An 11829-nucleotide genomic window follows, 5' to 3' on the forward strand; every position below is an offset into this window, starting at 1 on the left:
GTTGATTGGTCTGGTGCTGCATCGGGGCAACCCTGCGCAATGCGAATAATAGCGTTACGACCAATGAGTTTGTTGGTTTCTACCGGGCAATCTGCCATGTGAATAACCTCTTATGATAAAAATAAAAAAGGCCACCGTAGCGACCTGTTATGATGTGCAGCGGAATAGTAACCGGATAACGTACCGGTTCTCTTGGGTGGGAATGGGGGTTGTCAAGCCGCCAAGATTAAAAACAGACGTTAAGCAGGCATCATCAGGATGCTCCGCCACGTAATCGAGTATTTCTTGCGCTCGCTGAATGACTGGCTGTGGGTTATTTTGTCCGCTAACCAAAATTACCTGTACATTGTCATCAGCCCCTAAATCATCCAGCCGACCAGTTCCACCAGCAGGCTGAAAGACCATGTATTGAGCCTGTCCACCATCACTTTTTTGCTCAATCCAGTTGAGCATCTGGATCTTAAACCCGTCAATCAGTCCCGCTTTTGCCAGATAATGGCGGAATTGCTCAAAGGTCATCATAGTTTCAGCTCCTGAGCGACGGCTTTATCTATCTCACTTCTCATCTCATCAAAACCCTGTTTTAGGAACTCCTTCTTCGCGGTCGCCCGGCGAAAATCCTGCTTCACGTTAGGATCGTGGACATAAACGGCATAATTCGCAGAATAGCCCACGCGCCCAGTCAACCGCACTCCTTCAAAGCGAACATCACGAAATTGGGAGTTAATCAGCGTGGAAGTATCAATCGGCGTATAAAGCGCGGCCTGAGCACTACCGATATACAGAGCCTTATACATCGCTCGAACCACTTTTCGCCCACGTATATCACCGATTAAAGCGTGAAGCCTTGATTTAGCTTCACGAATACCCCTGACCTTGGCACCCATATCACGCTCCTGTCACTAATGCGTAATCATCAGCCAAGCGCTCAAAGGTGTCGGCATAGCGGGTAGTGAATTTGATTTCATCAGCACCGGCAGCAACAGGGGTCGGATCTGACGATTCGCCAATCAGGATATAATCCCCAATAGACGCGTCCGCGAACTCCGTCCAGAAGGTATTTTTGGCAACCAGTTCAGTACCCACACCGGATAGTTTGCTGGACAGCCCACCTTGGTATTCGCACATAATGATTTGTGGTAGCTCATAGCCAAGCGGCCTCCCATACTCATCAGCGCCTAACCATTTCCAATAGGTGCAAGGGGCAGTAAAGCCCCAATTCGAAATACTGGACATAATCACCCCACCACATCAAAGAAGCCGACAGATTTACTCTCCAGTGGCAAGTCAGACAGGCAATTGCGCTTATCCCACACCCTGATTTGTTTGAGTAAATAATCCGTACCGGCTGAATCATAAGCGAATGAACGGGAAGCGCCGGAAGGCGCACTTTGTGAGGCAATTTTCCTTGCACCTGACAGAGAGGCTAGACGGACAGCAGAGTAGATAAGCAGCAATTTTTGCAAACTTTCATCATAGTCATGAGACGCCATACACTCAGATTTCTCATTCACCTGATTCAATAACAACTCAAGGACTGAATCAGGCAAAGCAAAACCCAGTTCGGCGATCATTGGCTTAATGTCATTAAGCGTTATCACCATCTGATTTATCCTTCTTGCCACCTTTTCCCTTGGGTGGTTTTTCAGGCTCAGGCTCAGGCTCAGGCTCAGGCTCAGGCTCAGGCTCAGGCTCAGGCTCAGGCTCAGGCTCAGGCTCATTAGTATTGTGTGTTGGTGTTGCTACTTCGAAAACACTATCTTCAATTAGCTCCGCCAGCCCAATCAATGCCCATCGCTTCGCTGTTTCCTGATCTACTTCCACCACATCACCAACCTCCAATTTCTGGAGATTGGCGCCAGAGAATAGATTACTTGCAATCACTTTTACCAGCGCCATACTTCCTCCTTACCCTTTAGCGAACAGAACGCCGTGTTTGTTGTTGATATCGGTCTTGACCATCAGGCCAGCCGCGCCCCATGTGCGCCACACGTAGTCTGAGTTGTAGTACTGACGCGGATCGGCAACCGTACCGAATGCTTGACCAACGACAGGCGCAATAACACCCGCCCCCAAAGGCACAACCAGAATCTCGTTACCTTTCAGCTCGAAATCCTCTTTGATAGCTTTGATGCCGGTCAGCTTCTGTACTTCTTCCAGTACGGTGCGGGTTGAATTCACATCGAAGTAAATCTTCTCCCAATGGGACAGAATGTCACCGGAGACATACCAAGTTTGCTCGGCGTACATGTTGTTTTTCAGGCGCAGGGTATCACGCAGTGCAATAGCACCTTCGCGGATAGATTTTGCATCGGCCTTGGTAAAGTCGATATTCAGGCCACCAGCCCTCAAATCCACCATGCCAACGCGCTCATCAGCCTTCAGACCTTTCCATGTTTTGCCGTCAAACTGGATAAAATTGCCTTCACTGTCCTTGAAGCCATTAAAAATGTAATCCATGTACTGACGGCGAACATTACCAACTGAACCGCGTTGCGCATCTGCCAGCGAAGCCAGTGCAGAGCCTTTGTTGAAAATCGGGTCACGCCACTGGAATTTGAAGCCGGAATCATGGATCGGCACCATTGTTCCATCGAATGAATACGCACGCGCATCCAATGCAGCGCCAATCTGACCGCTCATGGACGTATGCGCCCAGCCTTTGCCACCTGTGCGAGCGTACTCATACACAGACTCTTCCAGACGCACTGAACGAGAGAGCGGCATCAGGTCATTCAGAAGCGTGAACTCTGTGTTCGGCTCGAACTCTGCCAGCACTGTCTGGTCATACGACCGATACAGGCGCTTGATATCATCAATAGCGTTAACCGCATCAAGTCGCGGTGCATCTTCAACACGAAAGCGAGCGCGAGAAATAAAATCAGCTACCGCCTGAGCAGATGAGTTACGTGCCAATGTCAGCTCACCAAACTGAGCTTGGTTAGCCTCAAGGTTTCCGGTCTCGGTCGCCTTTTGGGTTGAAAAATAAAACATTCAGTTCTCCTTATTTAAAAACGATGCGAACCAGATCGCCCGCTTTTACTGTGATTTGGTCTTCTTCGACATAGGCAAACGCAGCTCCATCACTGGCAGCTTTAATCTGACCATTAGCAACCTCTACCGACTGCCCCTTTTTGTACGTTCCCTCTGCCGCGCGGGCATTCAGAAACACCCCCGCCATCGGGTGAATGCCAACCACCACACCACCCGCCGTGATGGGGTCATCTACTGTCTGACAACGCAGATAGTCAATATTGGCAACATAAAGGATCACCGCTTCTTTGCCATCTACTGAGGCTTTGAACTTGCCTTTCTCAAAATACCCAATCGCGCCGGGCAGAGTATCTACCGCCGCCGCACCTTCTCGGTTTAGCATGGGGTTGATAAACACGCCGCCAGCATGAATTACATGTTTTCCGTTTTTCGCCATTTCTATTACTCCGGCATAGAGGTGAATGATTCAGAATTGTTATTAGTAAATGCAGAATTCAGTCCCATTGAGGACTGGCATTGTGCATAGAAGCCATCAAGTGCTGCGCCATCCAGTGCGTTAACGGCGGTGTCATCCAGACCAAACTTGGCTTTTACCGCAGCGCGTTTGTCGGTTTTTTCTTTGTCAGCATTTGCCGTCAGACCAGATTCAATTGCGGTAAGTTTCTCTGCGAATGGCTTAAACCACTCTGGAGCCTGAGAGTTATTGGTAGCTTGTTCGTCCTTCTCTTCTTTTTCTTTCTTTTCCTGATCCTTTTTCTCTGCTTCCTTGAGGGCGTTATAGGCAGCTAACAACTCCTCGTCGGATTTACCGTCTGTTTCTTTGTTGGCTGCTTTCAGTGTATTAACAATCATATCTTTCATTAAATCGTGCTCCGTATTGGTTACTTCTTCGTATTCAGTTGGCTTGCGCACAACTTCAATAGGCTCCCCAACGAGTTCGGCTGTACCGTCATCGTTCATGAGATATTTTTGTCGGTAGGTTTTACCGGATCGGTAATAGATGAATTTGTCCGGCCAGACTGTCTCAGGGTAAGGCCAGTCATCATCGGTATAGGTGGCTTTTAATTTCGTTCTCAGTGCGGAATAGATATCGTCAAAAGAGAAGTTGGAGGCATTGGTGAAAAAGAACTTGGTCTTACCTATCCACCCTTCTTGGGTGCAGTTAGACGCATCAGACAAATTGACCTGTTCAACTTCAATTTTTTCACCCGCAGCATTAACAAACATTCCAACACCTTCTTCTGGTGTGGCTGCACCCGGTTCGCTGGCTGACAATACGGCAATATGGTCAAAGTGCATGTTGCGGGCAACCCATGTATACGCCTTACCCTTAGACTTGCCTTTGTTCTGCTCGCGCTGTAATAGTAGCCCTGTTGAAACATGGATTGGTTCGGAGCTATTACCCGCTAGTACATCATCAATACGGGATAAAAATTCCTTTCCCTTATCAGTTGAATCAGCAAAGCGCCGATTAACTTTCACATCCATAACAACCTTGTCACCATCTTTGCGGACGTTTTCAGCCCATGCGCCGATATGGAATTGATTTACTGCCCTTGGTGTGTCAGCAGAAATATACTGACCGTCAATTTTCGGGTGTCCGTAAGGAACCTGTTTACCCTCCATTGACTGATAACTCTTGTTAATTTCACTGGCGGGATATAATCCCCCGTTCATCACAACATCATCAACGACAGGCACCACGCCACGAATGACGATATGCTCATCACCATCAATAATTTCAGTTGAGATATTGGAGGCGTTTAAGGCCAGTGACTTAACATGAATTCCAAAGAATCCCATGTTTTGACCTCATTGAATTGTTACTTAGGTTCAGGTTCCCACGCCTTGCGTTCTTCTGTCAGGCGTTCAGTTAACCCGGTGTTATACAGTTTGTCGTTATCATCAAGGACAACAGGCTGTTGCGTGCAATAGCAGCGATAGCGATTCCCGTTTTTAGAGTAAAACTCTTCAACTTCTTGCTTAGTGTAAACCCTCCCGTGTCTTGCTGCGTGCCACGATCTGGTGGTTGGTTTCAGGGCGGACAACCAAAGCAGTTGAGTATTTAATCCAAGCCGATCTCGCGCCCACTCCGTCTCATTCCAGTTAGCACGCCGCAATGCGCCAACCTGTTCCGTCTGGGCGATGTTTTTAGCCATACTCATTGACACATCAAGGCGCTTGCTGACAATAGCCGCTGTCTCTCTGGGATTAACCCCACGAGCGATGGCATCAGCTATAACATTGGATAAATCCGCTCTTGCCGCATCTGATATTCCCGTCCAGTCGCTGTAGGCTGCTACAAATGCCGTAGCAATCTGATTTTGATAAGCTGGCGTTGATAACAGTGCTGAAAGCGTAGTTTGCTGTGCGTAGACGGCTGACTGCGCCCCTAGATTAGTGTAGGCATTGAGCGTTCCGCGCTGGTATTCGTCAGCCACATAGCTAAACGCCCATAGCTGATCCTTTCCACCAGCCAGTAAATAATCATCCAAGATGACCTGTAGAATCTCTAGCAGATCCGCAAGTTGCGTTGATGTCATGTCATAGATATAGGTTCCTGTATTGACGTGATACAGCGTATTGCCGTGCATGACATAGGATAGTTTGGCGTTGCTTTCTATCGTCCTGCCTGTTAATCGTTGGTCGAATAATTGCCTGAGAGCCGTCTTGATGTCGTAATACCGCTGCTCGATATCACGGAACATTTTATTAACTGAGCGGTAGGACTGAGTGGGGTCGCGTTTATTTCTGGGTATTATCGGGGTTCCGATTCTGGTCTGGGTCATCAGTTAGTGGATCTCCTGTTGTACCCTGTGGCTCGGGTTCATCTTCCAATGGCTCCAGTTCACCCACGGTACGTATTTCATTCGGTGTAAATATTGGCGTTCCGAATGCCTGCTGGGTTTTCAGTGCCGCCTCAGCCATCTTAATCATATTGTCGATCTTCTCCTGCTCACTGGCTGCGAGCATGTCAGACCATGCAATAGTGACTTCACCTGATTTTGGCGGTTCGATAATGCCAATTTCCCAAAACCGCCGTATTAGCTGAGTGACATACTGCGTCAGAAATCCCCAGCGGCGACCGTTCAGGCGCACTTTCCACGTGGCATCATCTTTATCACCGGCTAATTTCCCTGTCTGGGTGCCAAATAGGATGGTGAACGGAACTTGCACAGACGCGCAAAACTCACGGGTAGTCACTTCCCATGTCGGCGTTGGGTCGCCCGGTGTGACTGACAATACGTTTAACTTTCCGGCCTGCATAACAGCGGCTGAGTCCGTCCCCCTGTTCAGCTTATGGATTTTATCTTCCAGTGCTGCCCCTAGATCTGGATAGCCTGCCTGTTTTGCCGCAGTGGTAATGCTGTGTAAATCAGTTTCTTTATCAAACTCCACCCCAATTTGACGAGAGGCATTTTTCAAAAATCCCTCAGAACTACCGCCAGAGACTTTTTCAACGTCCAACAATTTGTTATACCCAGCCCTGAGCAATGGCGTTCCTGAGAAAATATTCCCATCCTCAGCCCCTTCGCACAAAATAATGACCCGCGATGGATGAATAGTTAGTTGCTTTGCTGGCCCTCGTATCTCAATCTGACCGACCGGACGTTCATCAAAATTGAACATCGCCGGTTGTCCGTAGTTTTCTGAATTAATATCAGTATTCCACTCAGCCACGGTAAGCTGAGGTTCCCAGACAGGTATCAGGTTAACTAACGCGTTTTCTTTTAATCGTGCCACCACTACCGTATCAATCGGCTCATGCCATGCTTGACTATCCCTGACCTGAATCAGCAGGGCAGAGTAACGACCAATCATGTTGCGGCGGTCAGCGTCTTTAATCTTCGCCCAGAACGGCTTTAATAATTTCGTAACATTCTTTTCCCATGCGCTGGTTACGGTGGACTCTTTCTTTTCCTCACCTTCAATCAGGGTAGGATTATCCTGCCAGCAACCATCCAGCAGGCGATGAACTGACGCATGTGCCACCGGGTTACGTTCATAAGCATTGTAATACTCATGAAAAGTTAAGCGCTCTGGATAACCGAATTCGGAATAGATATTGGTTCGTTTTGTATTGCCGCTAATGCCACCCGACGCATAGATCATCCGTTTGGCGATAGTGTCAGCCAGGCTATTAACCAGAAATTCTGTTTTTTCACTCACGAAAGACGCTCCTTAAAAGAAAAATGCACCACTGCTCTTTTGCTTGATATACCCATCCAAACCGTACCGGATACCATCCCAACAGTGATTATTGGCATCCTCAATGACTGGCAGTACCTCACCTGTAATGCGATCCGTTTTATAGGAATACAACCGGGCTTCTTTTGCTGTGTATTTACAACGAGGATGGATATAGATTTGCTTAAAGCCACGCAGGTAAGTGATGCCGTCCTCGACGCTGCCTTGCCACTTTTTGGCTGCCGCAATATTGAATCCTTGTCGCCGGAGATAACTGATCGTTTCCGGTCTGGCGGCATCGGCTTTAATAGGCCATTTACGCGCCTCGAGTAGCTGGTCATAAAACGCAGGCATGTGGTCGAGTTCCACCCCGACACCGTAAGCCTCACGGTCGATATACAGGCAGTTATCCAGAATGAACATCCTGATAAGCGTACTGGGGTCTTTCGCAAAACCAAAGTCACCCCCGAATAACAAGCGGTCAGCTTTCTGCCACAGGTCATCAGGAAACGCTTCAATCTTGTATTTATTCGCCAACACTTGCTTATCGGAGTTTTCCAGATAGGCACCTTCCCAAATCCATGAGTAAGTAGCCGGGTCTAACCTTGCTTGGTCACTTAGCCTTTCCTCTTCCAGCACGGAGGGGAACCACGGATTATCATCGTAGTTCATTTCAACAACGATGGAGTTTTCAGGCGGATGCTTTCTGAACCGCTTGTCAGTTGCGCTGCCGTCTCTTTCCGGGTTCCACGTTACCCATATTTCAGAACCGGCCTCACGTACAGTCGGTGTCAGTTTTGTCCATGCAGTTTCTGACACTGACTCTGCTTCATCCACCCATGCAATCAGAATACGGGCCTTGGATTTGATGCTGTCGAGATTGTGGCGCAACCCAGCAAACACATAGTTAACCGACCTGCATTTGGTGCGGATAAACTTTTCGCCCAGCTCATAGAAATCATTCAGCCAAGGTACAGACCTGATGGCCTGCTTAACCTCTTCCATTGATGACTCTTCAAGGGAGTTCATATATTCACGCGCACAAAGTATGACGCCTGATTGCCCGTTCTGAGCAGCCATGTAACCGCGAATGGCTGTCATTAGTGCAAAGGTTCTTGTCTTGGCTGAGCCTCGCCCGCCGTATGAGCATCGATAACGATAGTCACCACTGAATACCGGAATGAGCTTCGGCGGGAGTTCAATCCTCGCTGTTGTCACGTTGTCCTCCGGGTACCAGTATTATCTTGGCGGGGGACATTGAGCCGTCAGTGGAGAGGTGATCATTCACCGTTTGCTCTTTCAGCCCCAAATCTCGCGCAATGATATTGGCATTAAGTAAATCCGCTGCTGCGCCTGAAAACTTCTGGTCGTAGATAATTTGTTCCACGCGCGTAGTGATATTCGAAAAATCTTCGCGCTTTGTATATTCCGTCCATGTTGAGCGTGAAATATCCAAAAAAATACACAGACCGGATAAGGTCATCGCGCGCATTTTTGCCATCTTCGCGTAGACAATTTCACCCTGATTGTGAAACGCTTTGGTTTCATGTAACGGGTTATCGTCTACCCATGCGAAGTATTCACAACAGGCCTGCCACAGAGCATCAGGCGAACCGAATTTCGGGTTTCGCCCATGACTGCTACGCGCCTCCCAAAACCGATTGCCCTTTGGCGCTGCCATTTTTGTTTTTCCTTTTACTTTGAGAATGCCAGTTTCATTTGGCTTTTTTCTTCAATCTGCGCAATACGATGGAGTAACTTCGGCTTTTTCTCTTTACCCCAACGACGAAGCAACCGGCCTGACATGCTGGCAATATCTTTTTCCTTCATGTACTCCAGCATGACGGCATTACGCTCTTGTTCCATTGAGTGAATATTTTGCTTGATGACATTCGCCATCCAGTTAAAAGCCGCAATGAATGCCTCTTTAAATCGAATTGCCTCAGCACCCGTAAAACCCATGACTAACATCATCCAGCCATCTTTTGTCATTCGATAGAACGGCTGGGGTTTTCCATTTTGTAAGTCATTGTTTTCATGGCAAAGCGTAAAATTGCGCTCTGCGAAATCGGGTGAGCATGATTTGATGACAGAGCGAGTTTTTCTCAGAACATCTTTGTGCTCTCTCTTAAATACTTTCGCCACTTTGAAAGTGTCAGTTTCAGTCTCCATACCAGACATAAAAACCAAATCACGAAAATCAATGCCGTTTACTATTGCTGGGTATTGCATAACGTATTACCTACATTTGAAATGAACCCTCGTTCACATAGGAAATCAGTCCGTCGAAGCTCGCCAGCTATAACTGACTTCCTCGAAGGCTCATATCAAAGTGATTGGATTCGACGTTGAAAGAATGGCGCTGTGAATGCGCAGTGAAATGCAGATATAAAAAATGCCACCAGCCCGTGTGCGTTGGGTACACGATGGGGACGGGTGGCAGCATGGGTTATTTCTGTAGCCACTCAGGGAATGGATAGAGGAATATTTCATTGAGTTTCAGTGAGTAACTAATTGTTAAGCATTATTCGCTTGTTGTTGGGTGAAGATGGGTTTATGTGTTGCTATACCTAATCTTTGAGGGAATTATTATGTCTCAGTTACACCAAGCAGCTTATAACACACTCAGACAATCTATTCGCATGTTTGAACGTGCTGGTGTCTCGTCATTATGTGTACCGGTTGCAATCAATAACTTACGGGCTCAATATCCCAATGTTTTTGGTGGTAACTACCGTCGAGCAAATACATTGCTCAACGAATTAGGATTTGTTTCCAGTAATATAGACTTGTTGATTGCAGATGGTGCATCTTCACAACTTCGTACTATTGCCGGCTTTAGCCAACGAAATATATTAACCTTACTTCCCCACCGCTGCGATATAAGTCAGAGAATTTACGAGCAAGCAATACTTCCCTATATAGTCAATGGTCTCAATGGGGTCAGCGTGGATTTTGCTATGATTGTCCAGCTCCAATACAGCGATATTGTAGCGGCAGGAGTGATGACTTATTTGGGGCGTTCAGGAAATTATAACTTCTGATAGTTCAAGATATTCACCACCCCAGTATCGTTTGCTCTGAGGTGGCGAGGTGTTATTTTCCATATCTCAATAAACCATCAGGAATTTGACGTAGAGTGTCAAATTTTACAGGCTCCCACCATACATCACGCAGTTCTCTGAATGCCGGTATCAGGCCAATCACAATTGAGCCATAAATCAACATTGGAATGGCAATTAACAATATAAACCATTTGTACACATGAATATTCAATGCAGTGGTATCACCAACGACCACCGTTGAATATTGATAATATTTTAATTTCCGATATTTGAATGCCTGGTTATGTATTTTCCGATTAGTTTTGTAAACACCGTTTGGTAATTCACGCATCGTTATTTACCTGCACTCCGCTTTAACATAATTCTGCAAATACCTTAATTTTGCCCGGTCATTGATGATGCCTTCTCGGATATCGAAAACAGTTGATCCAGTTTCTCCAGAGAGTTCGATGGTGGTTGTAGCGCCCACGCTGGAGGAGGAAGTGGTTTCAGACACAGGGCAAGTGGCTTTGATGCGCAGCTTGCGACGACCAGCGGCAACATCAGCGCGCAAAGTATCGATTTCAGTCTTGGCATGGGCAAGTTCCTGCGTGTGTTTAGTGTCCAGCTCATGGAGTTGTTGGATTCGTGCTTGCTGGGTGGTGTTGATGGCGACCTGTTCGTTATACTGTAGGTTTAACCTACGGTATTCTTCGGCCTTGTCCTGATACGAACCGTAATAGAACCAGAGTGCGCCAGCGAGCAGCCCCATAACACCGAAAGTGAGGTATTGGCTATTGAGCTTCATCTTTCTTCACCCAATACCCATTTCCCCACGATCGAGGGTTCCACCATTTAGTAGTAGATATCCATGTTTCAACCGTATCGTAATACCCTGCAAACTCGCCACAATGTCCACAAAATTTACCCAGCTGGCGGCGATTTTCAAAACCAGCACCAAACGGAGCATCAGTACGTATCTTGTGGCAGTTATTACACCGGACTAATTTTTGGTAATTGCTCATAACAGTGACCACGCTTTTTCAAACGTTGCCTCAGAATAAGGCTGCTGGCCGTTCTCCATCTGTATCATCGCCTTGACCAATGCCGTCATGATGACCTTGTGGTTATTGTCAATCACTGTACGACTATCGATACCAACTGCTCGGCTTACATAGGCAATGTAACCTTCAGTGTCATTTTCTATCTCCGGTGCCCAGCGAGAAATAAATTGGCGGATGGTGTTAGCGCCGTAGAGTAGCTCGTAATTGCACAGAATTTTGATCATCGCCCGTATCCCCCATTCCGGCGCGATAAACTGGCAAAATGACTTATCAGTCTGGGTATTACGCAAACCCTGCCATTTGTCCCCGTGGCGAATGTTGCCAGGATTATGATTGCGAATGCCTCTGCTCATTGCTTATCTCCCAAGCGTTTATTAATCGCACGAATCGCAAATTCTCGTATTTTCTCTACGCCAATAAACCCAACGGCGCCACCGATAGCCGGTGCAAAATTGATAGGAATGCCAAACAGTTCTAGCCCACTGGATACGCTCCATGACAACGCGCCACAGAGCAGTGCCTCAACCCAGCGGTTCTTC

19 protein-coding genes are annotated in these 11829 nt (G+C 47.3%); 1 reads left to right on the forward strand and 18 read right to left on the reverse strand.

Annotation, left to right across the window (positions count from 1 at the left end):
* Nucleotides 1-147 precede the first annotated feature (147 nt).
* From IQ209_RS17295 to IQ209_RS17355, 13 genes are all read right to left on the reverse strand, one after another.
* Nucleotides 148-522: a hypothetical protein gene (locus IQ209_RS17295; RefSeq protein ID WP_193852437.1), complete on the reverse strand. Its 375-nt coding sequence runs from the start codon at nt 520-522 to the stop codon at nt 148-150.
* Nucleotides 519-887, reverse strand: a complete 369-nt coding sequence (locus IQ209_RS17300; RefSeq protein ID WP_193852438.1) for an HK97 gp10 family phage protein — start codon at nt 885-887, stop codon at nt 519-521. Before IQ209_RS17300 ends, IQ209_RS17295 begins: the two co-directional genes overlap by 4 nt.
* 1 nt (nt 888) lies before the next feature.
* Complete coding sequence (locus tag IQ209_RS17305) at nt 889-1236, reverse strand: hypothetical protein (RefSeq protein ID WP_193852439.1); 348 nt, start codon at nt 1234-1236, stop codon at nt 889-891.
* A gap of 2 nt (nt 1237-1238) precedes the next feature.
* Nucleotides 1239-1604, reverse strand: coding sequence for a hypothetical protein (locus IQ209_RS17310; RefSeq protein WP_193852440.1), 366 nt, complete (start codon nt 1602-1604; stop codon nt 1239-1241).
* The gene (locus tag IQ209_RS17315) at nt 1588-1899 is read right to left on the reverse strand and encodes a hypothetical protein (RefSeq protein ID WP_193852454.1); all 312 of its coding nucleotides are present in this window, start codon (nt 1897-1899) and stop codon (nt 1588-1590) included. Before IQ209_RS17315 ends, IQ209_RS17310 begins: the two co-directional genes overlap by 17 nt.
* Before the next feature lie 9 nt (nt 1900-1908).
* On the reverse strand, nt 1909-2994 hold the full coding sequence (locus IQ209_RS17320) for a major capsid protein (RefSeq protein WP_193852441.1): 1086 nt from the start codon (nt 2992-2994) through the stop codon (nt 1909-1911).
* A gap of 10 nt (nt 2995-3004) precedes the next feature.
* On the reverse strand, nt 3005-3430 hold the full coding sequence (locus tag IQ209_RS17325; protein WP_193852442.1) for a hypothetical protein: 426 nt from the start codon (nt 3428-3430) through the stop codon (nt 3005-3007).
* A 5-nt stretch (nt 3431-3435) separates the two neighbouring features.
* Nucleotides 3436-4797 (reverse strand): DUF2213 domain-containing protein, encoded by a 1362-nt coding sequence (locus tag IQ209_RS17330; protein ID WP_193852443.1) that lies wholly within the window; start codon nt 4795-4797, stop codon nt 3436-3438.
* Between the two features lie 20 nt (nt 4798-4817).
* A complete protein-coding gene (locus tag IQ209_RS17335; RefSeq protein WP_228005964.1) occupies nt 4818-5783 on the reverse strand; it encodes a phage minor head protein in 966 nt (321 codons plus the stop codon).
* The gene (locus IQ209_RS17340) at nt 5740-7107 is read right to left on the reverse strand and encodes an anti-CBASS protein Acb1 family protein (RefSeq protein WP_193852452.1); all 1368 of its coding nucleotides are present in this window, start codon (nt 7105-7107) and stop codon (nt 5740-5742) included. Before IQ209_RS17340 ends, IQ209_RS17335 begins: the two co-directional genes overlap by 44 nt.
* Before the next feature lie 69 nt (nt 7108-7176).
* Nucleotides 7177-8400 (reverse strand): PBSX family phage terminase large subunit, encoded by a 1224-nt coding sequence (locus IQ209_RS17345; protein ID WP_193852444.1) that lies wholly within the window; start codon nt 8398-8400, stop codon nt 7177-7179.
* Nucleotides 8381-8863 (reverse strand): DNA-packaging protein, encoded by a 483-nt coding sequence (locus IQ209_RS17350; protein ID WP_193852445.1) that lies wholly within the window; start codon nt 8861-8863, stop codon nt 8381-8383. The genes IQ209_RS17345 and IQ209_RS17350 overlap by 20 nt, the downstream gene beginning before the upstream one ends.
* A 14-nt stretch (nt 8864-8877) precedes the next feature.
* Entirely contained in the window at nt 8878-9414 is a 537-nt protein-coding gene (locus tag IQ209_RS17355) for a Rha family transcriptional regulator (protein ID WP_193852446.1), read from the reverse strand.
* Between the two features lie 359 nt (nt 9415-9773).
* Between IQ209_RS17355 and IQ209_RS17360 the strand changes: the two genes are divergently transcribed.
* Nucleotides 9774-10226 (forward strand): hypothetical protein, encoded by a 453-nt coding sequence (locus IQ209_RS17360; protein ID WP_193852447.1) that lies wholly within the window; start codon nt 9774-9776, stop codon nt 10224-10226.
* 52 nt (nt 10227-10278) lie between these two features.
* Here the strand turns inward: IQ209_RS17360 and IQ209_RS17365 are convergent, their stop codons facing one another.
* From IQ209_RS17365 to IQ209_RS17385, 5 genes are all read right to left on the reverse strand, one after another.
* The gene (locus IQ209_RS17365) at nt 10279-10578 is read right to left on the reverse strand and encodes a hypothetical protein (protein WP_193852448.1); all 300 of its coding nucleotides are present in this window, start codon (nt 10576-10578) and stop codon (nt 10279-10281) included.
* 6 nt (nt 10579-10584) lie between these two features.
* Entirely contained in the window at nt 10585-11034 is a 450-nt protein-coding gene (locus IQ209_RS17370) for a lysis protein (protein ID WP_193852449.1), read from the reverse strand.
* Nucleotides 11021-11251, reverse strand: coding sequence for a hypothetical protein (locus IQ209_RS17375; RefSeq protein ID WP_193851170.1), 231 nt, complete (start codon nt 11249-11251; stop codon nt 11021-11023). The genes IQ209_RS17370 and IQ209_RS17375 overlap by 14 nt, the downstream gene beginning before the upstream one ends.
* Nucleotides 11248-11643 carry a structural protein gene (locus IQ209_RS17380; RefSeq protein ID WP_193852450.1) on the reverse strand — a complete coding sequence of 132 codons (396 nt, stop codon included), beginning with the start codon at nt 11641-11643 and terminating at the stop codon, nt 11248-11250. Before IQ209_RS17380 ends, IQ209_RS17375 begins: the two co-directional genes overlap by 4 nt.
* The coding region (locus IQ209_RS17385) for a phage holin, lambda family (RefSeq protein WP_193852451.1) at nt 11640-11829 on the reverse strand (190 nt) is incomplete at its 5' end. The genes IQ209_RS17385 and IQ209_RS17380, both read right to left, overlap by 4 nt.

Source organism: Xenorhabdus sp. BG5 (genome assembly GCF_015163665.1).
Lineage (GTDB): Bacteria > Pseudomonadota > Gammaproteobacteria > Enterobacterales > Enterobacteriaceae > Xenorhabdus.